At 40.6% G+C, this 23,784-nt stretch carries 28 protein-coding genes and 1 pseudogene; 9 read left to right on the top strand and 20 right to left on the bottom strand.

Annotated elements, in window-relative coordinates; translation table 11 throughout:
• Positions 1-26: 26 nt before the first annotated feature.
• Positions 27-467 (bottom strand): peptidylprolyl isomerase, encoded by a 441-nt coding sequence (locus QUF94_RS03275; protein ID WP_053348803.1) that lies wholly within the window; start codon positions 465-467, stop codon positions 27-29.
• Between the two features lie 160 nt (positions 468-627).
• Between QUF94_RS03275 and QUF94_RS03270 the strand changes: the two genes are divergently transcribed.
• Positions 628-1,620, top strand: coding sequence for an NADPH:quinone oxidoreductase family protein (locus tag QUF94_RS03270; RefSeq protein WP_289314595.1), 993 nt, complete (start codon positions 628-630; stop codon positions 1,618-1,620).
• A 37-nt stretch (positions 1,621-1,657) separates the two neighbouring features.
• Here QUF94_RS03270 and QUF94_RS03265 read toward each other — a convergent pair whose 3' ends face one another.
• The 3 genes from QUF94_RS03265 to QUF94_RS03255 all read right to left on the bottom strand — a co-directional run bounded on the left by QUF94_RS03265 (position 1,658) and on the right by QUF94_RS03255 (position 4,196).
• Positions 1,658-3,124: a PAS domain-containing sensor histidine kinase gene (locus QUF94_RS03265; RefSeq protein ID WP_289314594.1), complete on the bottom strand. Its 1,467-nt coding sequence runs from the start codon at positions 3,122-3,124 to the stop codon at positions 1,658-1,660.
• A gap of 147 nt (positions 3,125-3,271) precedes the next feature.
• Entirely contained in the window at positions 3,272-3,700 is a 429-nt protein-coding gene (locus QUF94_RS03260) for a cell wall hydrolase (RefSeq protein ID WP_289314593.1), read from the bottom strand.
• Between the two features lie 226 nt (positions 3,701-3,926).
• On the bottom strand, positions 3,927-4,196 hold the full coding sequence (locus QUF94_RS03255) for a DUF1292 domain-containing protein (RefSeq protein ID WP_230159473.1): 270 nt from the start codon (positions 4,194-4,196) through the stop codon (positions 3,927-3,929).
• Positions 4,197-4,549: 353 nt separating this feature from the next.
• Between QUF94_RS03255 and QUF94_RS03250 the strand changes: the two genes are divergently transcribed.
• Both QUF94_RS03250 and QUF94_RS03245 read left to right on the top strand, forming a co-directional pair.
• Entirely contained in the window at positions 4,550-4,936 is a 387-nt protein-coding gene (locus tag QUF94_RS03250) for a VOC family protein (RefSeq protein WP_289314592.1), read from the top strand.
• Between the two features lie 292 nt (positions 4,937-5,228).
• Positions 5,229-6,872 (top strand): alkaline phosphatase, encoded by a 1,644-nt coding sequence (locus QUF94_RS03245; protein ID WP_289318279.1) that lies wholly within the window; start codon positions 5,229-5,231, stop codon positions 6,870-6,872.
• A 144-nt stretch (positions 6,873-7,016) separates the two neighbouring features.
• Here QUF94_RS03245 and rpsN read toward each other — a convergent pair whose 3' ends face one another.
• The 10 genes from rpsN to QUF94_RS03195 all read right to left on the bottom strand — a co-directional run bounded on the left by rpsN (position 7,017) and on the right by QUF94_RS03195 (position 13,808).
• Positions 7,017-7,286, bottom strand: coding sequence for a 30S ribosomal protein S14 (gene rpsN, locus QUF94_RS03240; RefSeq protein ID WP_289314591.1), 270 nt, complete (start codon positions 7,284-7,286; stop codon positions 7,017-7,019).
• A 206-nt stretch (positions 7,287-7,492) separates the two neighbouring features.
• Positions 7,493-7,684: a hypothetical protein gene (locus QUF94_RS03235; RefSeq protein ID WP_289314590.1), complete on the bottom strand. Its 192-nt coding sequence runs from the start codon at positions 7,682-7,684 to the stop codon at positions 7,493-7,495.
• 180 nt (positions 7,685-7,864) lie between these two features.
• Positions 7,865-8,014 (bottom strand): 50S ribosomal protein L33, encoded by a 150-nt coding sequence (gene rpmG / locus QUF94_RS03230; protein WP_034310390.1) that lies wholly within the window; start codon positions 8,012-8,014, stop codon positions 7,865-7,867.
• Positions 8,015-8,033: 19 nt separating this feature from the next.
• Positions 8,034-9,227 carry a GTP-binding protein gene (locus QUF94_RS03225; protein WP_289314589.1) on the bottom strand — a complete coding sequence of 398 codons (1,194 nt, stop codon included), beginning with the start codon at positions 9,225-9,227 and terminating at the stop codon, positions 8,034-8,036.
• Between the two features lie 431 nt (positions 9,228-9,658).
• Positions 9,659-9,829: a hypothetical protein gene (locus QUF94_RS03220; protein WP_181762212.1), complete on the bottom strand. Its 171-nt coding sequence runs from the start codon at positions 9,827-9,829 to the stop codon at positions 9,659-9,661.
• 166 nt (positions 9,830-9,995) lie between these two features.
• Positions 9,996-10,376: a nucleotide excision repair endonuclease gene (locus tag QUF94_RS03215; RefSeq protein WP_289318278.1), complete on the bottom strand. Its 381-nt coding sequence runs from the start codon at positions 10,374-10,376 to the stop codon at positions 9,996-9,998.
• 205 nt (positions 10,377-10,581) lie between these two features.
• On the bottom strand, positions 10,582-10,734 hold the full coding sequence (locus QUF94_RS03210; RefSeq protein WP_076368068.1) for a YpzG family protein: 153 nt from the start codon (positions 10,732-10,734) through the stop codon (positions 10,582-10,584).
• A 106-nt stretch (positions 10,735-10,840) separates the two neighbouring features.
• Complete coding sequence (locus QUF94_RS03205) at positions 10,841-11,488, bottom strand: DUF4352 domain-containing protein (protein WP_289314588.1); 648 nt, start codon at positions 11,486-11,488, stop codon at positions 10,841-10,843.
• Between the two features lie 22 nt (positions 11,489-11,510).
• Positions 11,511-12,878 carry an alkaline phosphatase gene (locus tag QUF94_RS03200; RefSeq protein WP_289314587.1) on the bottom strand — a complete coding sequence of 456 codons (1,368 nt, stop codon included), beginning with the start codon at positions 12,876-12,878 and terminating at the stop codon, positions 11,511-11,513.
• A gap of 471 nt (positions 12,879-13,349) precedes the next feature.
• The gene (locus QUF94_RS03195) at positions 13,350-13,808 is read right to left on the bottom strand and encodes a tyrosine-type recombinase/integrase (RefSeq protein WP_289318277.1); all 459 of its coding nucleotides are present in this window, start codon (positions 13,806-13,808) and stop codon (positions 13,350-13,352) included.
• Between the two features lie 187 nt (positions 13,809-13,995).
• Here QUF94_RS03195 and QUF94_RS03190 point away from each other — a divergent pair, with 187 nt between their 5' ends.
• From QUF94_RS03190 to QUF94_RS03180, 3 genes are all read left to right on the top strand, one after another.
• Positions 13,996-14,616 (top strand): ATP-binding protein, encoded by a 621-nt coding sequence (locus QUF94_RS03190; RefSeq protein WP_289314586.1) that lies wholly within the window; start codon positions 13,996-13,998, stop codon positions 14,614-14,616.
• A gap of 122 nt (positions 14,617-14,738) precedes the next feature.
• A complete protein-coding gene (locus QUF94_RS03185; RefSeq protein ID WP_289314585.1) occupies positions 14,739-14,960 on the top strand; it encodes a hypothetical protein in 222 nt (73 codons plus the stop codon).
• Complete coding sequence (locus tag QUF94_RS03180; protein ID WP_289314584.1) at positions 14,957-15,091, top strand: hypothetical protein; 135 nt, start codon at positions 14,957-14,959, stop codon at positions 15,089-15,091. Before QUF94_RS03185 ends, QUF94_RS03180 begins: the two co-directional genes overlap by 4 nt.
• A 300-nt stretch (positions 15,092-15,391) precedes the next feature.
• On the opposite strand, the gene QUF94_RS03175 is transcribed toward QUF94_RS03180, so the two are convergent.
• Both QUF94_RS03175 and QUF94_RS28710 read right to left on the bottom strand, forming a co-directional pair.
• Positions 15,392-15,709, bottom strand: coding sequence for a beta/gamma crystallin domain-containing protein (locus tag QUF94_RS03175; RefSeq protein WP_289314583.1), 318 nt, complete (start codon positions 15,707-15,709; stop codon positions 15,392-15,394).
• A gap of 71 nt (positions 15,710-15,780) precedes the next feature.
• Positions 15,781-16,101 carry a beta/gamma crystallin domain-containing protein gene (locus tag QUF94_RS28710; protein ID WP_353957735.1) on the bottom strand — a complete coding sequence of 107 codons (321 nt, stop codon included), beginning with the start codon at positions 16,099-16,101 and terminating at the stop codon, positions 15,781-15,783.
• 547 nt (positions 16,102-16,648) lie between these two features.
• On the opposite strand from QUF94_RS28710, the pseudogene QUF94_RS03170 reads away from it, so the two are divergent.
• Together QUF94_RS03170 and QUF94_RS03165 are read left to right on the top strand one after the other, a co-directional pair.
• Positions 16,649-16,846, top strand: a pseudogene (locus QUF94_RS03170) (FMN reductase); the annotation flags it as partial.
• 114 nt (positions 16,847-16,960) lie between these two features.
• Positions 16,961-17,185 carry a riboflavin kinase gene (locus tag QUF94_RS03165; protein ID WP_289314582.1) on the top strand — a complete coding sequence of 75 codons (225 nt, stop codon included), beginning with the start codon at positions 16,961-16,963 and terminating at the stop codon, positions 17,183-17,185.
• Between the two features lie 658 nt (positions 17,186-17,843).
• Here the strand turns inward: QUF94_RS03165 and purT are convergent.
• Positions 17,844-19,001, bottom strand: a complete 1,158-nt coding sequence (gene purT / locus QUF94_RS03160; RefSeq protein WP_289314581.1) for a phosphoribosylglycinamide formyltransferase 2 — start codon at positions 18,999-19,001, stop codon at positions 17,844-17,846.
• Positions 19,002-19,277: 276 nt separating this feature from the next.
• On the opposite strand from purT, the gene QUF94_RS03155 reads away from it, so the two are divergent.
• On the top strand, positions 19,278-19,604 hold the full coding sequence (locus QUF94_RS03155) for a hypothetical protein (RefSeq protein ID WP_289314580.1): 327 nt from the start codon (positions 19,278-19,280) through the stop codon (positions 19,602-19,604).
• A gap of 443 nt (positions 19,605-20,047) precedes the next feature.
• Here the strand turns inward: QUF94_RS03155 and QUF94_RS03150 are convergent, their stop codons facing one another.
• From QUF94_RS03150 to katA, 3 genes are all read right to left on the bottom strand, one after another.
• Positions 20,048-21,241: a M14 family metallopeptidase gene (locus QUF94_RS03150; protein ID WP_289314579.1), complete on the bottom strand. Its 1,194-nt coding sequence runs from the start codon at positions 21,239-21,241 to the stop codon at positions 20,048-20,050.
• Between the two features lie 339 nt (positions 21,242-21,580).
• On the bottom strand, positions 21,581-21,730 hold the full coding sequence (locus QUF94_RS03145) for a hypothetical protein (RefSeq protein ID WP_289314578.1): 150 nt from the start codon (positions 21,728-21,730) through the stop codon (positions 21,581-21,583).
• A 422-nt stretch (positions 21,731-22,152) separates the two neighbouring features.
• Positions 22,153-23,607 carry a catalase KatA gene (gene katA, locus QUF94_RS03140; protein WP_289314577.1) on the bottom strand — a complete coding sequence of 485 codons (1,455 nt, stop codon included), beginning with the start codon at positions 23,605-23,607 and terminating at the stop codon, positions 22,153-22,155.
• Positions 23,608-23,784 lie beyond the last annotated feature (177 nt).

The following is a 23,784-nucleotide window of genomic DNA, read 5'->3' as shown; positions in this document are numbered from 1 at the left end:
CATAATGCCCCCTCTTTTCACTTCTATCATTCAGCGTCAAAAACTTCGACTTTTTCCATTTTGTCGCCATTTTTCATAGCTTTTGCTGTTTCAAGTCCAGATGTCACTTTACCGAATACCGTGTGAACGCCGTTAAGATGCGGTTGTGGTGCGTGCACGATAAAGAATTGGCTTGAGCCTGTATCTTTTCCGGCATGTGCCATTGATAGGCTGCCTGCCTCATGTTTGTGAGGGTTTCCTACTGTTTCACATTTGATTTGTGTGCCGCTTCCGCCTGCACCTGTACCTGTTGGATCTCCGCCTTGGCTTACGAAACCAGGGATGACACGGTGAAAGACTACGCCGTTATAAAATCCTGTGTTTGCTAAGTTTTCGAAGTTGGCAACTGTGTTCGGTGCTTCGTTCGGGAAAAGGTCGAATTCGATCTTTTCTCCATTTTCCATAAGTATGTATCCTTTTTTAGCCATGTAAAACATCTCCTTTAATATGAACTGAATCAAATCTAATAGTAACATTTTTAGAAGCAGAAAGAAAAGCAAGCACTACTTATTTCGATTTGTATCATTATACATCACAACGTTTTTTCTTTATAATTGGATAGATTCATTATAAAAGGGGGAACGAACCATGATACAGCAATTTGATGCATTAGTCGTGAACAAGCAAGATGATCAATTCACCGTTAACATTCAGAAACTATCAGTTGATGATCTGCCGCAAGAGGACGTGCTCATCCGTGTTCATTATTCCGGTGTGAACTATAAAGATAGCCTTGCCAGCATTCCGAATGGAAACATTGTCAGCAGCTATCCGATCGTTCCGGGAATTGATATGGCTGGTGTTGTCGTTTCATCTGAGGATTCCCGCTTTAAAAAAGGGGACGAAGTCATTGCGACCTCCTATGGGATTGGCGTTTCACAATCCGGCGGCTACAGTCAATTTGCCCGTGTTCCTGCAGATTGGATCGTTCCGCTTCCTGATGGCCTTACAATGAAAGAGGCGATGATCATCGGAACGGCTGGTTTCACTGCAGCTTTATCGGTTCAGCGTCTGGAAGAAAATGACCTTACTCCTGGGCAAGGGAGCGTTCTCGTCACTGGTGCAACTGGCGGGGTTGGCAGTTTCGCTGTCTCGATCCTTTCCAAACTAGGCTATTCCGTTGAAGCGAGTACAGGAAAAGAATCGGAACATGGATACCTGAAGGAAATCGGTGCGACGACTATTATATCCCGTGAAGATGTATATGATGGCAAGCTGCGGGCACTGGGCAAACAGAAGTGGAGCGGGGCGGTAGATCCCGTCGGCGGTGAACCGTTAGCCTCGGTCCTTAGCCAAATCAAGTATGGCGGATCTGTAGCGGTCAGTGGATTAACGGCTGGTACAAGCGTTCCTGCCACCGTCTTTCCATTTATCCTCAGAGGCGTTAATTTACTTGGTATCGATTCGGTCAATTGCCCGATGGATACAAGATTGAAAGTTTGGCATCGCCTTGCCACCGACTTTAAACTTACGCATTTAGAACAGCTCATTCAACAGGAAATTACAATTGATGAATTGCCTGACATCCTTCCTACCCTATTAAAAGGGGAAGCAAGAGGCAGAACGATCGTTAAGCTATAATCCAAAAAGTGACGAGAGCATGGCTTCTCGTCACTTTTCATTGTGAACTTTCATTGATCGGGAGAATGATTTCTACAATCGTCCCTTTTCCCACTTCGCTGCTGAAATGAATTTCCCCATTATGTTCATGGATGATTTTAGTACTGACCATGAGCCCCAACCCTGTTCCTTTTTCCGAGGTGCTATAAAAAGGCTGCCCTATATGCTTCATGCGCTCATTTGAGATTCCACAACCTTGATCAATGAATCGGATCATTGCGGAGGCGCCCTCATGGTTTAACTGTATATGAAGTTTGCCGCCATTCGGCATGGCTTCTATCGCATTATTGACGACATTCGTGAATACTTGTCTTAACTGATTCGGTTCGCCAATGACTGATGCCAAATCCGTATTGAATTCCTTGATGATTTCAACATCATTCAATATCGCTTGAAACTCGGCTAACGTAATCACACTATCCAATATTTCGTTAAGCTGTATCGATTCACAAACCTTCGCTTCAGGCTCTGCTAAACTTAAAAATTCATTGGCCAGGATTTCGATTTTCTCAACTTCACTGACCGTCATTTCAAGATAGTCCTTTTGCTCAGGGTCTTCCCTTAATAATTGTAAAAATCCTTTTACCGTAGTTAATGGATTTCTTATTTCATGTGCGATGCCCGCAGCCATCTGTCCTACCGCTGATAACATATTGGATTTACAGAGCAGCTCATCGGTCTTTTTACGCTCCGTAATATCCCTGCAAAATACCTGTATGGCTGGCTGACCTTTATAAATAATCGGAAGCCCGAGTGTTTCTCCATAAAATACTTGTCCGTCAAGTCGAATGAACTTTTGTTCCAGTAAACCAACTGCCTGATAATCGTCCCTCATTATCTCGATTCTTTTTTGTACACTTTCCCGGGAATCAAGGTGAACGAATTGAAAAACCGATTTACCGATAATATCTTCCACACTATCCATCCCAAGCATTTTTGCCCCCATGGGATTCATATACTCTATGATCCCATTGCGATGCACAAATATCGCTTCAGGTGACACCTCCACTAAACTGCGATACCTTTGTTCACTTTCCTTCAAGGCAGCTTCAGCAAGTTTTTGATTCGTGATATCCCGATAAACGAAGACCAGTGCACACGGCTCATTTTCTTTATCCCGGATATTAAATAGGGAGATGCTCACATCGATTAACCGGCCATCCTTCCTTTGCCTGACCGTTTCAAAGCCTTTCTTTTGTACCCCAGCCCTAATCTGGTCATGCAATCCTTTGACTGATTCCTTCAAGAATTCAGGAATAATGGGAAATGGCATGCCAATGAGCTCATCATTCGTCCAACCGAAAAACTCTTCAAAAGCTGCATTTACTTGAAGAGTCTTACCTTCCAGATCAACAATGGAAATGGCGTCCGGGTTATTCTCCATGAAAGACCTGAATTTCCAAGTATTCTCCTCCGACTGTTCCCCCATTTGCCCTTGTCCATAATTAATAAGCCCTTTACTCATCAATTTTTTTATTCCTTTCTTATCCGGAAATTTACTGTCTCAATTTTACAGTAACAGTAAATCATTTGCCAGTTTTATCATATGATATTTACCATTTAGGGTTTGATGCACAAAGAGGCTAAACCTCCATAAGGTTCAGCCTCTTCATTAAAATGTATTATAAATATTTTGACATTCTGCACCTGTTGGTTCATAAAAGCAATGAAGCTTGAATCGGCCAACCAGAGGCTGATTATACCAGGTTGCCGGACAATCTCCCGGTGGCCTGAAGTACCATAGGCTAAATTTCGAGGGCCATAGCCTTTCACCATTTACACTGCGGCGTGCAAGCCTTTTTTCCCTATCCCTTGCTCGTTGATAAAAATACCCCTTCTGTACAGCTTCAAAGGCATGTTCCTGATAAATCATGTCTGGAATCGTCCTTAACCCTTTGAAATCGGAACAGTTCGACCTGATCCGATTCACCCCTACATTCCCGATCATCAACATGCCTTGATCGCCTTCGCCCTCGCCTTCAGCTCTAAGCAACCTTGCCAATAAAGCAATATCGGCATCAGTGTGCTTTACAACAGCCATCCCATCACCTCCACTTTTTTATCCTATGCCTTAGAGATGGAAAAATGCTCCGTTTTTTAACAAAATCTACATATAGAGTACATGTCCCATCAATAATACAATCCTATACTTAAGTAAGGTTGGATAGCACGAGTGGCTATCATGGTATATGGCGAAGGCGGGGCCAATACTTTCTTATACATATAAAAAAGGCGGCACATATTGTGCCGTCTTTTATCTTGTCCCATCATTCTTTCGCTTCAAATGCGGCTTCAAACGCCAATGATACCTTTTCGAACTCTTCATCCGATTCGATATCAAGCAGCTCACCTTCGCCTTCGACCCTGAAAAAGAAAATATCGATATCTTCTTCAGTATCCTCTTCAATATCCTCAAGCAGACCTACCGCTACATATTCCGTTCCTTCTACATCCAATGATCCTAAAACCTCAACTTCATGGCCTTCATCATTGTCATCAGCAAGTGTGAAAACTTCACCTTCACGAATTTTCCCCATATTACCTCTCCTCTCATATCCATTAATAATGGTGTTGTTTCCATAGTATATCGACTAATCCATATAGAAACAAATTTTTACCTTGTAAAAATATTAAATTCTATTCTTTCCAACATAATGTAATGTAAACGCAATAATTTTATACCTCGAATCTGAATAGACAATATTATGAAAAAAATATTATCCATAACGTCACCGCTCACCTTCCGATATTCACCAATAATTCCTCTTAATTAACATTATTTTAAATATTATCTAAAAACGGCTATAAAAATGTAATTTAATTCCGAATAATGTTATACATACTATTTATCAGCATATTGCACATGGACATAATGAAGGAGGAAGTTTTCTTGGCTGCGAAAAGGGTCGATCACATTGGCATCGTTGTAAAAGATCTTGAAAAATCCATCGCCTTTTATCAAGATGTGCTGGATTTAAAATTAAAATTACGCATGCCTCATACTAATGGGGTAATCGAACTGGCATTCCTGGGTTACGAAGAGTCGGACGAAACAGAAATAGAATTGATTCAAGGATATAGCGACACACTGCCATCCGAAGCAACGATCCACCATTTTGCCATTACCGTGGATGATATCGAAAAAGAATATGCCCGGATCAAAAGCTTGGATAACACCGAGCTTATTGAGGAGGAAATCATCACACTTCCAAATGGTTATCGCTATTTCTACGTTTATGGACCAGAAAAAGAGTGGATTGAATTTTTCCAAAGGTAACTAGCATACTAAAAAAGCAGAGTCCATGGGATTTCTGCCTTTTTAACGTTCACTCTTAAGCTATTCCTTCTGAACAGCCTTCAAAAATACACTTCAGTCCATTTCCCATGAGCTTTTCCATGATAAATAACAGTCGCGTTTTTCAAATGGTACGTTCATTTCATTTATAGCGAGAAAATCAAATTTACAGATAAAAAACCTTTCTTTACTTAAATGAAGTAATTTCTTAATATATCCCATTTATCCTTAGATGTATCAAGTATATTTTTTGGAGGTATGCATTTTGGGGAAAATGAGTAAAAAGGTAGCAGGAATTACGTTAGCGGGTACAGTAGCCCTTTCATCACTGGGTATTTCAACATTGAAGGAAGATGTTCAGGCAAAAGACAAGAAAAAAGAACCAACAAACGTCATCATGATGGTTATGGACGGAACAAGTACAGGTGCCACAACCCTTTCAAGGTGGTATAAAGGCGATAATCTGGCCATGGACGAAATGCTGGCCGGTGGTATGCGTACATACTCAGCTGAATCAGCGATTACAGACTCAGCTCCTGCAGCAACAGCGCTTGCGACAGGAAATAAATCCAATGATAAATTTGTCGGTGTCCTGCCATCCATCGTCAATTCCCCAGGGCTCGATCCGGTTAATCCGAAAAATGCCCATAAACCAGTCGCCAACGTATTGGAAGGAGCGAAACAAGCGGGAAAGGCAACTGGCATCATCTCTACCTCTGAAATCCAGCATGCTACACCCGCAGGCTTTTCAGCTCATGTGACACATCGAAGCAATTACGCTGATATTGCGGAACAGCAGGTTTATCAGGGCATTGACGTGGTTTTGGGAGGGGGCAAGGAATCCCTTTCACCAGGTAAAACAAAAAATGCAAGAATTGATGGGGAAAACCTTTTGGAAGTGCTTGATGATGGCAAATATGACTTTGTTGAAACCCGAGATGAGCTGTTAAACTCTAAATCTAATAAAATTTGGGGAAGCTTTGCACCAAGTGCCCTAGCCTATGATTTTGATCGTGAAACAACAAAGCCAAGTGAGCCCACTTTAGCAGAAATGACCAATAAAGCCCTTAAAACCTTGAAAAAAGATAAAGACGGCTTCTTCCTATTTATTGAAGGCAGCAAGATTGACTGGGCTGCTCACGGAAACGACACAATCGGAATGATCAGTGATACTTTAGCTTTTGATAATGCCGTGGACGAGGCACTTAAGTTTGCAAAAAAAGATGGAAACACGATGGTTATTGCTGTAACGGACCATGGGAACAGCGGAATTACAATGGGTAACTTAAACACGAACTCCTCCTACCCGGAAACACCCGTTTCAGCCTACATCGATCCATTAAAGAAAGCGAAGATGACAGTTGAAGGAGCTTTAAGTAAGTTGAAATCAGATAAATCCAATCTAAAGGAAGTTGCAGCCCTTTATGGACTTAATGATCTGACAGCTGAAGAATCAGCAAAACTATCCTCTTCAAAAAACGTAGGGGCTGACATGACAAAGATGCTTGCTAACCGTGCCAACATTGGTTTTACAACAGGCGGTCATACAGGGGAAGACGTATTTCTGTATTCTTATGGCCCATCAAAACCGACAGGATTAGTGGAGAATACAGATCTCGCTAAAAAGATGGCCCAATTCATGGGGTTTGATTTACAAAAGTTATCGAATAAACTATACATGAATGCTAAAGATTCCTTTGAGAAAAAGGGATATTCAACCCGTATTGATGTGTCTGACCCGAATAACCCAGTTTTCGTAGCAAAAAAGGGTAAGCAAAAAGTGGAGTTGCCTGCAAATAAGAATATCGTTATCATGAAGACTTCTAAGTCTACACAGCAAAAGAAAATAAATGCCATCACCGTTTACAATGGAAAAGACTTCTATATATCTGAACAAGCATTAAAGGCAGTCAAGTAAGCATCACTTCTTTATTATGATGAGCGAATGGAAGGAGCCCCTGTTTAACAAGGGCTCCCTTTTTTATGAATGTTCTTTGTAGTACTAGTACTTGATTCAAGTGAATGAAAGACTTTCATCCCTAATCACTTTCACCACCACGCTTCACCAGCTTGCCTTTTTAACACCCGGCAGATGCCCTTTATGTGCAAGTTCCCTAAAAGCGATACGGGACATGTTGAATTTGCGCATATACCCACGCGGTCTCCCTGTTACTCCACAACGATTGTTGACCCTTGTCGGCGAAGAATCACGCGGCAGTTTAGCCAATGGAGCATAATCCCCTTTCGCCTTCAATTCCCTACGGATTTCTGCATATTTTTCGACCATTGCCAACTGTTTTTGTGCTTTTACCACTTTGGATTTTTTCGCCATTTATATTCTCCTTTTTTAAACATAATGATTTTATAAATTCTATAAACTGTTCACAATCCGTTCCGCTGCCTGTCTTGCTCCCGATATATTCCTGGATATCGGGCCATTTCAAGTTCAGCCAATGCTCCCGTTACATCTAAACCAGGTCCACACTGCAATGACTGCGATACAATCGGATAACCACATTTCGCGCAGCGTAAATCATGCTACTGGATGACTGGCGTTAGCCAATCCTTCCCTGGCATTGATGACTTAAAGCCGGTCGCCAAAAGGATCGTCCCTGTTTGTTGAATAACCTTTTTGTTTTTATCCCTGAGGCTAATATGCCCGTCCCTCCGCACAGCGCTTATCACTTCAACATCCATCACACGCAATAATCCCTGTTTAACCTGATTCATCAGCGCTTTATGTAAGTCAGGTGGAATGGATCCCTTATTACGGGCCTGGATAAGACTAAAATGCAGCCATAATCGTACCTTGAATGCCTCCGCCAATAATGATCCATTCCAACATGAACTTCCCTCCTTTTACATCCAATCTCTTCATAAAGCATAATCATTACGATTTAAATCTCGAAATTACTTCGTTTCACGGTGAAGCGTGTGTTTCTTTAAACGCGGGCAGTACTTTTTCAGCTCGATCCTGTCCGGGTTATTCCGCTTGTTTTTCGTTGTGATATAGTTCCGGTCCCCTGATTCAGTGCATGCTAAAGTAATGTTCACTCTCATGTTTTTTTCCTCCTAAATTTTAATGGACTATTTCCGTAAATGCAGGTAATGGATCTTCATACAGAGACCAATCCTGCTGCAACTCTGCTGAAGTCAGTAAACATTGATCTAGTTCACGTTCTATCTCCTCTTGATTCATCTCGATGCCAATCATCACCAGCTCCGTCATCCGGTCACCATATACCGCATTCCACCGTTCCAGTAATTCAGGTGCTTCCTGCAAAATTTGGAGCTGTTCTTCCTCAGGGTAAGCTGCGACCCATTTACCGGCTGCTTGTATCGTTAATGACGGTCCTGCTTGCGATAGCAATCCGGCTATATCATTTCTTGATGCCAGCCAAAGGAAGCCCTTTGCCCGCACCACTTCCACCGGCCAACTTTCTAACCACGTCATCAGCCGTGATGGATGAAAGGGTAATTTCCTTCTGTAAACGAAGGATGAAATCCCGTACTCAAGGGTTTCAGGGATATGCTCTTCATTCAACTCTTTTATCCAGCCTGCACCTTGGCTTGCCTTTTCAAAATCAAATAAATGCGTATTCAATACTTCCTTTAGCTGCACCTTGGAATGATCCGTTTCGATGATCCTCGCATCTGCATTCATTTTATGAAGTACCGCTTTCAGTTCCTCCACGGCGTCAGCATCCATTAGATCGATTTTATTTAACAGGATGACATTGGCGAACTCAATCTGATCTATTAAAAGATCGACGACTTCCCTGCCATCCGCAGTATCAGTTGCCTGCATCCTGTCAATAAGTGTTTCTCCGGAAGTGAAGTCTTGCCAAAAGTTATACCCATCAACAACGGTGACCATCGTATCAAGCCGGCAATATTCCGATAAATCAATTCCCATGCTTTCATCAACATAGGAGAAGGTTTGGGCTACAGGTACCGGTTCGCTTATCCCAGTCGATTCAATCACGATGTAATCAATGTCCCCTTGTTTCGCCAATTTCTCCACCTCGATCATTAAATCCTCACGAAGCGTACAGCAAATGCAGCCATTCTGCATTTCCACAAGTTTTTCATCTGTCCGGGTAAACCCTCCCTTTTTGACCAGCGAAGCATCAATATTGATCTCACTCATATCATTAACGATGACGGCAACCTTTAGATCATTGCGATTTTCAAGTATATGATTCAAAAGCGTCGTCTTTCCCGCACCAAGGTATCCACTCAATACCGTAACGGGAATTTTCTCCTTCTCCATCCCTTGTCACTTCCTTACCTGATTTATTATTTTTGTTCACAAATCAAAATCATTACGATTTAAATACAAAAGTTAACCTCCATGAAAAATCACTCTTTAATAATAAAACGTAATCATTCCTATTTGCAAGCTTTTTATCAAAATTACCTCTTGAATACTTTTCCTGAACATATGTAATCAGCCATTGCACCCGATACTCAGCATGGGCAATCACGGATAAATGAAAGGTGCTGACATTCTTCCTAAAACTAAAAAAATTAAATGGAAGCCCAATCACACATAACATCATGTGTAATGAACCTCCATTACAGTTTTATCATTTATTGTACTTCCATATTGACAAGCTGCTGATCATCAACAACGTTTCATTATCCAATACATTTTTCTTTTTCTTTGTTGAAAATCAAGAAAAAAATTATTGGTTACTTTGCTTATTCCGCCATTTCCCACCCTGAAGATTTTACTGTCTTTTGTTCAAAAGTTTCAATCTCTCTCTGTTTCGCCAGTTTAGAAGCTTGTGACACGGACCACGTTAAATTCCCAAAGGCAATCACTGTCCCGATTGAGATAACTAACACCTTTTTACAAAGTATTTTCTTCAATAGCTTCCTCCTGAAAATGTATTGGAATACTCTAAATATAAACCAACATTGTTAACCTAACATGGAGCAGCTGTAAATGTACGAAATTATTTTTGTACATATGTAAACTTAAGTTTGCACACAAAAAAGCTGAGTGCATATGCAGTCAGCTTTTCATAGGTTCTTCTTATTTATAAAACACTTTGTCGATGTTGTATTTAGCATGAAGTTTATTGATCATGTACGTTTCATAGATTTCACGTTCCATGGCATCTTCGACTATAAGAATGTCAATTTTCTTGACTTCATTACGATGCTCTTTAATTGGAGAAACATTATCCTCGAAGTGCTTTTTGACCCTTTGTCTTAATTTACGTGCTTTCCCGACAAAAATCAGCTCTTCGTTTTCATTGTAAAACAAGATGATGCCGCCTTTATCACGGGGAATCAAATGAAAATCGATAAACCCGTAAATTTCAGGAATGACGGCTTCGTCTCCTTCTATAACTTGCTTTCTTTGTTTGATGCTTATATCCGCTGCAGGGATTTCAATTTTAATCATTACAATTCACGTCCTCTATTTGTATAAGGTGAAACTTTCAATCGAGATCGAAACTCCAGTTTCACGCCAAGCTCATCACTTTAACCTTAAAGGTAAATGGTATCATAATTATCAATGAAAAGCCATGTATGCCTTGATTGGTATAGATGAACTATTTTAAATATAAAGAAGAAGACTCACTAAGAGCCTCCTTCTTTGTCGGAAATATCCATTACCACCTGTGAGCCTTTGCATTGCTTCTTAGTATAATGTTTGTTTGCGATTCTTGCGTATGGCCATTAACTTGAGAATTTGAACGCTTAGGTCTTGTCCAATTATGGTGAAACTTTTGAGAATGTGGATCTAATTGATCTTTATAGCTCATTCTGTGTCACCTCATCATTAGGATTTGGAGATTCCGTTCAGTGATAGAAATCCCTATCACTTGTTCTAGTATTTGTTTTTTGGAAGGTATTCATACACCATATTCTCTAAAAAGCGAATTCAGCTGACTTGCCTTTTGCAAGGACTTCCCTTTCTTCATCCACCGCATCACCTGTCATGAAGGATATTCCCTTTATGTCTCCATCACTTAGAATGAAACCAATGTTTCCATTTTTTGAACCGTTTCCTTCTATTACACCAGTAAGTTCTTCTAAATAGATGTCATCTTCCCATGTCAGATGTTCCCCTTTGTCTGTTTCAAGGAAAGCGACTGGGGAAAACTTGATTTTTTTATCCGAATTGTTTTTGATATCCACGTTCACTTTTACGATATCGAAATCTTCATCATGTGTATAGCCATGAAAGAAATCGATCATGCTGTAATCCGGAGTGGCATGCATCACTTTCATTTCTTTGACTTTAACCTCGATCGGACCAACATTCAACGTTTCATTCACTTTTTTATAGGCCTTCAAAGTTAATTCGCCTTTTGCATCGGAAACGTTCTGACCGATCTGGTTCAAGTTTATATCATCAGGAAGCTGTGGATTCGGAACATAGACATCCTTTTTTACCAGTGGTCGTGCACTTTCCTCTGTTTTTTCTTTAGCTGTCGTTTCTTCTTCGTAAGCTGGTTGGGTATTAAGAGCACCAAATGCCGTTAATAACAGGGCACCAATCATCAGTCTTTTCATTGAATCCCTCCCTGAAGTGTTATTACTTCTTTAATAGATCAAAGATGATTTTGGCATGATCCGTGTTATCGACCTGCCCGGCAAAACGCTCTTTATATGGCCCGTATGCGTAGACCGGTACATCTTCACCCGTATGTCCCCCGGTAGTCCATGCAGTATTGGTCCGATTATCGAATAGGGCTTCAATGGCATTATCGACTTTCGTCACATTTTTTGTTTTGGCAGCATCGGAAACCGTTTTGATTTCATCGTTAGTTAGCTTCACTTCATTTTGATCAATATATTGCTTTAAAGTTTTTTCAACATCGGCGCCTTTGACGATGGCATCCGCCATGAAGTCAGGGGTGCGTTTGGCTGCCTTGATGGGTTCACCGTACCAGTTATAGATTCCTTTGGCTCCAATAGAGAATCCTCCTGTAGAGTGATCCGCAGTAGCCACCACTAAGGTATGTTTGTCTTTCTTCGCAAATTCCATGGCCGCTTTGTATGCTTTTTCAAAGTCTTCCATTTCACTCATTGCACCTACGATATCATTATCATGTCCTGCCCAATCGACTTGGCTTCCTTCGACCATAAGGAAGAAACCATCTTTATTTTTATTCAAACGCTCGATGGCCGAACTAGTCATGTCTTTCAAAGAAGGCGTTTCACTTGGGCGGTCAATCATTTTCGGGAGTCCTTCTGAAGCGAATAATCCCAGTACCTGTTCATTTTTGTCCTTGAGCATTTGATTTTTATCAGTCACATAACTGTAACCGTCTTTTTCGAAGGCTTTCGCCAAATTGACATCCGGACGGACAAAATTGGATTCCCCACCGCCCAAGAGGACGTCAATTTTATGTTTGCCCTTGATCAAGTCATTATAATAATCGTCTGCGATTGAATTCATGTTTTTCCGATTTTCATCATGGGCGCCAAAAGATGCAGGTGTAGCATGAGTGATTTCAGAAGTGGCAACCAATCCCGTCGCTTTTCCTTTTTCCTTCGCTGCTTCCAATACGGTTTTGACTTCGGATTTATCATTATCCACTGCAATGGCAGCGTTATAAGTCTTCACTCCGGAAGACATTGCCGTTGCTGCCGAGGCTGAATCCGTTATATTTTGTGCAGCGTCTTCAGGGTAGGTCATCTGCTGGCCCACCAAGTATTTATCAAACTCTGTCCGTTCTGCCACCTGGGTACCAGGGTTATCTTTTAAATACCGGTAAGCGGAGGTATAGGAAACACCCATGCCGTCACCGATCAGGAAAATCACGTTCTTGATTTCGGGTTCTTTTTTTGGATTCCCCTTTGCCGAAACACGATCCGTAGCGGACCATGATAAACTTCCAAATGCTAATGCAGAAACGAGTGTGATGGGTAAAACCTTTTTACTCCATGTGCGATTCAAATGAATGACCTCCCATTAATGTTTTCTCTTTAATTAAACTATAGGTGAAGAAAATGAACTCAATGTCAAGGCTATGTAAAAATGCAGCAGGATAATTGTTAAGACAAAGTAAAGGCAGCTTGACTCGGAATTGTATGCCACTTTTATGAAGTTGTGGGTTATTCAGGAAAATCATCAGTAGTGGGGTCATTTTACAGGCTTTAGAGGAATGAAAAAGATTTAGTTAACACCAGCGTGGGTAAGTGATCTTGAACCAAGTTCTTTTCATTCAACGTCTTCAAAACCGCTTGTGACCTGCGTGTCAGGTCAGCTGGGTTCGATTCCCAGGCGGTCCCGCCAACACTTGATATATAAGGGTTTTAGAGGCCTTTTGATGAAGTTGATAAGGAAGATTTGTGTTCGCGAAAAAGCAAAAAATATTGTTTTTGGTCACGGTTTGGTCACATCATTATTTTTTTGAAATTACATATGCTATTTAATGAGTTGCTCAAATTGTTGAGCAGCTTCTTTTTGCATGTTTGGTAATACATGTGTATAAGTGTCCATTGTAATACCTATTGTTGAATGACCTAAACGTTCGGAAACAATTTTAGGGTGTACCCCTTTTTGCAGCAATAACGTAGCATGCGTATGTCTTAAGTCATGAAACCTAATATAGGGTAAATCTGTACTACTAACCACCTTACGATAATTTCTTGCCATTTCAGTTGGTTGGATTGGCTTACCATTTTTTTGAGCAAAAACTAAATCTAAATCATGATAAGTTTGGCCTAATAAAAGCTTGTATTCTATTTGTTGCTTATAAACTTTTTTCAATTCTCTTGCTAGGGAAGGGGTAATAGTAATTGATCTGCTTTTTCCTGATTTAGGTTCCTTAAATTTTAAGCCTTCACCTCTAACCTCCTGAAGGGACTGTCTTACGTATAGAATAGAATTAGAGGGAAGGAGTATAGAAACCGAATTTAGGACAGCTATAGAGTGCCCGGAATGCGGTGAAAGTGGTAGTATAGGGACTGGGGCAATTTTTTTTCGGGTTAATGAGGGCGATGAATGGACTCAAGCAGGGGAAACACAAGCTTGCTCCAATTGTAGGAATTCCATAGCTTTAAAAATTCAGATGGAAAACAGTTTAAAAGAGCGGGAGAAGGAAATTGCAAACCGATTGAAGAAAGGGTATTTCCTTATTCCGGAAACTTTAAATAACGCTGGATTTAAGGATTACCGAGAAACGAACAATGTTACTGCTAGAGCAAAAAGTAATTTTATTCGTTTTGTAAAGGATTTCCGGGTTTCTGTACGCTATAATCTTTTGGTTATGGGGAATCCGGGAACTGGAAAAACACATTTGTGTGTAGCAGTTGCTAGAACCTTAATAGAAAAAGGTTTTACGGTAGGTTTTTTAACTACAGGAAAATTACTTTCAATAATTAGCGAAACTTATCAAAAGGGAGCAGCAAAAAAGGAAGAAGATATTTTTAGAGACCTAAAAAAATGTGATCTTCTTATATTAGATGATTTAGGATTGGAAGCGATAGGTGGAAATAACGATTGGAGAATAGCAATGATGTTTAAAATTGTAGAAAGCCGTTCTGGTAAACCGACAATCTACACAACCAATTTGACTGGAACAGATTTAGAAAATGCCGTAGGAAGTAGAGTCTATTCCCGTCTAAATGACAATACAAAATTTATTGATTTATTTACAGATGATTATAGGAAGAACCTTCAAATAAAATGATTACAATAATGAAACTATATGAACAAAAGCTTTTAATTTAAGCCTAAAAACTCTGCTTTTTGTATAAAAATTAAAGGTTTAATCCCTTGATATAACAGTATTTTAAGGGAGTGGGAAAAAATATGAGTATGCCAAAGGGAAATATTCGTTTGACCCGACCTCAAGATGTAAGAAGGTTACTTGCTAGAGTGATTAATGAACTAATTCAGGAAGAACCATCTAGTATAGATCGAGCACGAGTGATTGCAACCTTATCAAATAGTATCATTAAGGCAATGGAAGTAGGCGAGCTTGATGAACGTATGAAGGAAATAGAAAAGCGGCTAGGGGTGGAAACATCGTGAGAATTCAAAAAAGAATAAATAAGCTTGAAAAGCTATTACCAACAATAAAAAATGCAAATGAAGATGAGTATGATAATGTTTGTGAATGGCTTGCTCAAAATAGCGAAGAGTTTCGCGAATGTGTGCGGTAAATATTTCGTTTACAGTGCTCAGTGGGTCAGAGTATCGACACCTTGGAGCAATGGAAAGAACCATATCAAGAAAAGGCTAAAACTTATAACATTCGTATAAAACAGTTAATCAAGGAAAACAAACATGTGTCGGTGTCTTGATTTATATTTAAGAGTCTTGGGAGGAGGCACCTCTTAAGGCTTTTTAAGTTTTGATTTCACTTTTTGCCCTGATAATATCGGGTGTCCATTTTGAATCGAGGAAGATACATTTTGGATAAAAAATGCCCTCAGGCTGGATACTGGGGGCATTTTTATTATTTAGGCTAGTTGATAAGTTTTAATTGATGAAGTATTGTCACCATAATCGCGGTGAACGTTAAAGAGATAGTAATCGTTACTTCTATTTGTCAGTATCTTTTTCCTACCACCGAAGTTAATATGCTCATACAAAATTACCTGAGTCTTAGGTGCTACACGTAAAGAAGAAATCTGGTCGTTCCAAAGATCTCCTACGAATGCCATCGAGTCTCCTGTATTTAAAGTGAAGGACGCACCACCCCCATTTGCATGAACATAAAAGGTGTTAACTAGAACACGTTCGTCTAAATAACTATAATTATACGGATGATAATACATAAACATCTCTCCAATTGTATTTTTATAATAAAAAATGCCCTCAGGCTGGATACTGGGGGCATTTTTATTATTTAGGCTAGTTGATAAGTTTTAATTGATGAAACTGTGTCATTAAAATCGCGGTGAATGTTAAACCTCCAGTAATCGTTACTTCTATTTGTCAGTATCTTTTTCCTACCACTGAAGTTAATATGCTCATACAAAATTACCTGAGTCTTAGGTGCGACCACTACAGAAGAAATCTGGTCGTTCCAAAGATCTCCTACGAATGCCATCGAGTCTCCTGTATTTAAAGTGAAAGACGCACCACCTTCATTAATATGGTGATAAAAGGTGTTAACAAGAGCACGTTCGACTGAATGACTATAATTATTATACGGATGATAATACATAAACATCTCTCCAATACTTTTTTTATACCTTGCGGCATGAATAAAATACTGCATAAACTAACGACTGTCAGGTCAGTCGTTTCAATATTGATATTGGGTACAAATTCGCGGTCTCTACAGGTTAAATCTGGGGGAGTAATAAATCCTTAAACGATGCACTGTGGATCAGTGCTTTTATGAGCCGTATACTCTCGTCTTTCTTGACATCTATGTGCCTACATTCCTTTGGAGACCATTTTCCCAAGCAATCGTAATACCTTCACAAACTAAGGGAACCAACGATCTAGCCAGCAAATCATCCTGTTCCCGATGGAACCTAGCTCTTCTACGAGCTTTGACTTCAACGGGGCACCGAGGGAAAGGCGGCTTCCATCCCTTTGAGGTGATGATGTGTGGATAACTTAATCGACCGTGCTTCCTTCATAAGGCGTTAATTCTTTTTCCTCCTTATCTTGATTTTAGTTTTCTCGATATTATATTAAGCTGTTACGTTCTAGATGATTGTCCATGCTTAATTGTGTGAATACCTAACATGTATAGCAAGACATTAAAGCCGATCTTGGCTTATATGAAAGCCCAAATTGTTCAAACATATGTATTTATTGAAGAACAGGATTTCCATCGTAGGGAAATAGTAAACGATGATGTTCTCTTCCGATTAGAACGATTAGTTGAGGACACGGTCATGTTAACAGAAACATATACAAACATCCGTAAAGAAAAAGAGGCTAAATACGATTTTTAAAAAGTATCCTTTGGGACTTACCTTATGTATTTTTATCATCAATAGAATGAGGTGCCTATTGGCTTCTTGTTCTATTGATTTTTACTTTTTGAACCTTATAAGGAAGTGGAATTAATGGAAGTAATTCAAGCAACATCAGCATCCTTTAATGAGAAAGATAAAAGGGAAATAAGCAGCAGTAAGATACATTCCCTTGTTAAAGATGGCAAGTTGGAAGCTGTACTAACCCTGCTGGGAAGACCTTATTTAATTAGCGGTAAAGTTATACATGGTCAAGCCTTAGGCAGAATATTTGGTTTTCCCACAACCTTGCAGGGTTGGGGTCATTCGTTGAATTAGTCTTATTCTCCCTTTAGGTGACAAATGGAAAAAGAGGAGGTTTGTATAAACCTCCTCTTTTACTTAATTAATCCCATTAATAAAATAAGAAAACTAGTCACATCTTTGGTCACAACTTGGTCACAGATTAGATGTTTATATATATAATTAGATAAAATTAAATGATATATGACTAGTTAAAAAGTGCATTAAATCAAGATTTTACGCCATTATATAAAACTAGATGGAACGAAAAAAGATACCTTCCCTCTAACTTCAAATCAGAGTGATTTGTTAGGAGTTTGAAAGTGCTAAAAAATTAATGGAGAAAAGAAAAAAAGTTCCGGTTGTTTTCAGAAATCCGCTCCCTTTCCGCCGACTGTCTGCCATGCCTCCTCGACGCAAGCGTCTGCGGGGTCTTGGCTAGCCAGTTATTCGGCAGGAGTGTCGCAAATTTCTTCAAACTATTGAGGGTTTCATAAAACAAGAAAAAACCATAAAGTCCACCCTAGTCTTAAACATGGTTCGGGATGAGACCCTTCCGAATCCCCTATTGTCGATAAACTGAAGCATCCAATCAGGATGCTTTATTTTCGCTTATAGAACTCTGTCGGAGGCCTGGTTATGGAGGTCATGCTATATGAAAAAGCGCTCCATTCAAAGAGCGCTTTTTTCACTATTATTTCTCTACAACTAAACATTCCAAAGCACGGGCCGCATTCACTCTCGCCAACTCGATTGAATCGGCAGTTGACAGGGCAACCGCGACCCTTCTCCCTACCTTGGTAACCGGTTTTCCGAAAAGACGCACTTGTGTATTCGGTAAAGCCAAAGCTTGTTCAACACCGACTATAGAATATTCCGATAACTCATCTTGCGCTTTTAATGGACGGCTGGCACCTGGGCTGATCAGCGTGATTTCCGGGATTGGAAATCCTAGTATCGCTCGAACATGCAGGGCAAACTCGGACAAATTCTGAGTCACTAATGTCACTAGCCCTGTATCATGCGGACGTGGGGAAACTTCACTGAAATAGACTTTATCCCCTGAGAGGAAAAGCTCAACCCCGAATAATCCGTACCCTCCAAGTTCATCCGTAATGGCATGGGCAATTCTTTTAGCTTCCGCTATTTGCGCTTCTGTCATATTATGCGGCTGCCATGATTCAATATAATCCCCGCCCTGCTGAATGTGACCGATAGGAGCACAAAACATGGTACCATTCACGGCCCGGACAGTAAGCAGCGTAATTTCCGAATCAAATCGGATAAATTCTTCAATGATCACCCGTCCATTTTGAACCCGGCCGCCTTCCATCGCGATTTTCCAGCAATCCTCCAGGTCACCTTCCGTTCGGCACACACTTTGCCCTTTACCTGAGGAACTCATCAGCGGTTTTACGACATTGGGAAATCCAACTTCCTTGGCAGCTTGGACAAATTCTTCATATGTATCGGCGAATTTGTAGGCTGCAGTCGGAATCTCCAAGGTTTCGGAAGCCAGCCTCCTGATTCCTTCACGATCCATAGTCAATTTAGCCGCTCTTGCCGTCGGAATGACGTGAAAGCCTTCCTCTTCCAACTTGACTAATTCAGATGTAGCGATGGCTTCGATTTCCGGTACAATCAAATCGGGTTGTTCTTTTTCTACAACTCCCCTTAGTTGCTCCGCATCCAGCATATCGATCACATAACTGCGATGAGCGACTTGCATGGCAGGGGCATGTTCATAGCGGTCTACAGCAATGGTCTCAACACCAAGTCGCTGTGCTTCAAGTATGACCTCTTTCCCCAATTCACCCGAGCCCAATAATAAAATCTTTTTCGATTTATACATTCAGTCTCTCCTCCTTAATACTTCAAAATCATTATATACGAACTATAAACGAATAAACATAAAATTTTATTCGTATTTTCAATCAATTTTCCCGGAAAATATAAAGTAAACATATCTATTTCAATAATTCTAAATACCAACTTTACAAATAGGATTAATGTATTTTATACTGCTTTTATATAAGGAAAATATATAAGCTGACTAGTTCACTGGAGGCTCTCTATTCAACAAGAATAGGGGGTTTTTTCGTTTTTATCAATGAGGGAGGATTGCACTATGCAAAAGGAATCGCTACGGACCATTTCCCCTATCATGAATGAGAAGCAAAATGGGGGCTTAGAAGATATGGAGTACCTAAATCTGCCGGACAGAATATTTTTCCACTGGTGCCAGCAGCAATACCGACTGAATAGAGGGGTTTACAACACGATCGATCGTTGGTTCTATGAATATGGCATTGTCCATATTCTTTACCGCCGGATCAACTTATTAGCCTTTTTGGAATTCGCTTCTACCCCTGAACAAGATGCCGGAAAAACAAAGTTCATTAAATTCGGCAATGGTGGACTAACGCAAAAGTTGCAGGAATTCATTGCAGATTAACCTGAATCTTATAGGGCCCTTATCAGTAAGAAGCCCATTTTCCTATGCTGATAAGGGGATATAGAAGCGAATGTCGAAATTTGCAATACGAATATTTTTGTAAATGTAAGCGCTTTCCATTATAATGGAATTAGGTTGGATGGCATGCGTGGCCGTCAAAGTATCTGGCGTAGGTGGGGCCAATACTAGCGCTAAGGGAGACAAACTTCCTTACCGTAAAACTATTAGAATTCCTTTTGGTAGGGGCTGTATTATTACTAGGACGAATACTGGAGAACGTCCTTACTTTTTAGGCTTAAAGCGAGTTAATCATGCAATCGATAAGTAAAGCATAACTTTACTTATTCTTTGCAGCAGCCCTCATCGTTTCAAGTCTAATAGTTTATAAGACTAAAAAGCTCTACCCCAGGAAACGGAGTTGAGCTTTTTCATTTGGTCAAAATTCACATATATAGCCCTGCTAAGAAAATCCCAAGCGATTTCTGATAAATCTCATCGAACTGTGATATAGGAAGGGGATTGGTTCCTTTGCCCAGCTCCACGGTAAATCCTGGCCTTCTCCAATCCTGAATGTACCAATCCTTATACCCTGCGTAACTATTGGCGGATTTGACAGGCTCATATCCACTGACCCTCGCAAACTCATTGACTATCGTTTCGGACTCGGGTGGCTCCAAATCTTCAAACCCCCAATAAATGACCTCTCCTTGGGTATGGAAAGCAAGGACTTTGCCAAAATCGCGTTTTCTTGTCAACTCTGACATTGCAATCGCTTCAGGCTGCGTAAGCGGGCCTTCCCCAGGATAGTTTGCCGGACCTGGCTCCGTTACATTATTGCGAGCTTGTTCCAATTCCCATTTGGCGGGAAATTGATCATTCAGATCCACTCCATTGATATTGGCTTTCCAGCCAGAGAAGTCTTCGCTGCCATTATTCCATTCCACGAGCTGACCTTTCAATGACTCATCTGCAGGCGGGCCTTTCAGAACCAACTCCACTCCGTCCGGATTCACCATTGGGACGATCGACAGCATCGTCTGTTGATAAAAAGGATACATGGATAGACCGCGGATGTCAGCCTGATTCGTGATTGCGAGTAAATAATCATTTAAAAAGGTCATGATCACAGGTGTCGTAATCCACTCATTGGCATGAAAGGAACCATTATAGTGAACTCGTTTGTTACCATTTCCAATCAGCACTTCGGGGATATCCCTCCCAAGTACCGAGTCCCCAATTGGGGATGTTTTAATAAATGGATAGATATTTTTCAAACGTCTTACATCAGTCACCATCATCTCATAATCATATTCCTGGTTTCCTTGAACTAGCCTCCATGTAATCCTTAATGGCACAGAAATCGTCTGACCAACTTGCAGGGCATTCGGGTTGAGATTAGGATTAACCAAAAATAGGGCATCCAATGAAAGATTACGTGACCTGGCAATTGCCCATAACGAATCACCTTGCTTAATGCTATAACTGGTAGTCGTAAAGCCAGGAATTTTGATTTGTTGGCCAATCATAAGTGCAAGTGGATCAATCCCATTATTGGAATCAATGATAAGTTGGTAATTCACCTTGAATAATTGGCTATAATACCACAAGGAATCATTCTGCCTCACAAAAACGTCCATACTGCACCTCCTCTTAACCAAATGTATGCTGATTCGATTTAATTATTGCCAAAGCACCCGGGCCATCTTGATAGGGACTTCATGATTAATGATCCTCACTCCTCAAATCGAACCAAATTGGGGGCATCATCCGGATTGCTTAGATAATGCTTGGTACTCCCATAGGTACCATCAGGGTCCAATCCCTGAAACCTTTTGAATTTCGCCATCCGCTCTTCTTCTTTGACCCAGCCCAGATGCTTCAAGCGTATGTCAGATAACTTGTGAGGCAATTCAAAAACATTTTCTCCAAATCTCCCGCTATGCTGCGGCCTATCGTTCCACTTGCATTCAACCCCCTCACGATACCTGACCAGGAACGGCGGTAGTACTGGTGAGCGAACCAGAGTTCATCCTCCCTGTAATGGGTTTCATTTCAAAAGTCATATAACCGGATTTTCTTGATCGCTCATCTTCATTGTCATCAATGAAAAAATGGCCAATCTCCATTCCCTCCACATCCAAGCGTTCAAGTGAGAGTGAAAACTTTTTAAAATATGTGGTTTCTGGTAAACTGGACTGCCTACTAAAACCCGTTTCTTTTTATTAGTCATTAACTCCACCCTTTACCGATAAACTAAGTACCCAGCCCCCTATTGATCTGACTGCATTACTTCCTTTACGAACATTTATAACTATATATTCATACCGAACTTGTTGGGTGTCAGTGATACCACCTTGTTCCACGCTTTATAAAACGATGGCTTTAATTCATCAACTTGCAGCAGCCACCCTTTTGGCGTCCTATTTCTTGGGGTCAAGGTCAGAATATCATCGCCTTCCTGATGAACAGGACATCCCGGTATAAAAAAAAGCACCCATTCATGAATGGGTGCCTTTTTGCTTTAAAAATAGATTGGGAGTTCCATATTTTACGCTTCTTGTGGTACCACCAAGCCTAAACCTTCAGCTACGCGCGTTCCGTATTCCGGATCGGCTTTGTAAAAATGGCCGATTTGACGAAGCTTGATTTCTTCCAATTCAACAGGTTTCATTGCGCCCACAATCGTTTCGACAAGGCGGGTTTTCTCTTCCGCACTCAATAGACGGTATAAGTCACCTGCTTGAGTGTAGTGATCATCACTATTATGACCCACTTGTGCAGCTTTTCCAGTCACCTCGAAAGGAGTGACTTTATTTTCCGTTGATTCTGCAGGACCGCCAAAGCTATTCGGCTCATAATAAACAGATCCCTTTCCATTGTCATCCGCCCGCATGAAGCCATCACGCTGGTAGTTGTTCGCTTCGACTTTCGGACGGTTAACCGGAAGCTGGTTGTGATTCGAGCCTACACGGTAACGGTGTGCATCTCCATATGCAAATAGACGTCCTTGAAGCATCTTATCTGGGGAAGCTTCAATTCCTGGCACGAATGTCCCCGGTGAGAACGTGGCTTGTTCCACTTCTGCAAAATAGTTTTCAGGATTTCGGTTCAATTCCATACGGCCAAGTTCGATTAGCGGATAATCTTTTTGAGACCATACCTTCGTTACATCAAATGGATCGAAACGGTATGTATCCGCATCTTCCAAAGGCATGATCTGAACATATAATTTCCATGCAGGGAAGTCCCCTTTTTCAATGGCATTGAAAAGATCTTCCGTATGGTAATCAGGGTTTTCACCTGCTAGTTTTGCAGCTAGATTCACATCAAGGTTTTTGATGCCCTGTTCTGTTTTGAAGTGGTATTTCACCCAAACGCCTTTTCCTTCATCATTCACCCATTTAAATGTGTGGCTTCCGAAACCATGTGTATGACGGAGTGTAGCAGGAATGCCCCGGTCGGACATCAGGATCGTTACTTGATGTAAGGATTCTGGTGAATGTGACCAGAAATCCCATACTGCAGTCGGGTTTTTCAAATGTGTTCTAGGATCTCTTTTTTGTGTATGAATGAAATCGGGGAATTTAATCGCATCGCGAATAAAGAATACAGGCGTATTATTACCGACGATATCGTAGTTTCCTTCTTCCGTGTAGAATTTAACAGCAAATCCACGCGGATCACGGACTGTATCGGCAGATCCCAATTCACCGGCCACTGTAGAGAAACGGATAAAAAGATCTGTCTTCTTGCCTACACCATTGAAAAGTTTAGCTTTCGTATACTGAGAAAGGTCGTTCGTTACTTCGAAAGTACCGAATGCACCGGCACCTTTCGCATGAACTACACGTTCAGGCACACGTTCACGGTTGAAGTGGGCTAGCTTTTCCAACAAGTGTACATCTTGAATGAGTACAGGACCGCGTTCGCCGGCAGTGATTGAGTTTTGATTATCTCCAACTGGTGCTCCCCAGCTTGTAGTAAGGTTTTTCTTGTTCGTCATTATTGAACCACCTTTTCATTATTATTTATGTATATAATGATAAAGCTTCTCAGGAAAAAATCAATACTTATTTATAATAATTTTAATATAATAATCAATTCATTAAGTCACCATTAATATTGCACCCCCGAAACATAACCATAATATGGATTACTCACACTTTATAAACGTTGGTTG

The sequence above is a fragment of the Peribacillus sp. NJ4 genome (assembly GCF_030348345.1).
Lineage (GTDB): Bacteria > Bacillota > Bacilli > Bacillales > DSM-1321 > Peribacillus.
The sequence above is the reverse complement of the archived record's forward strand: the minus strand, read 5'-3'. Positions and strand labels throughout refer to the sequence as shown.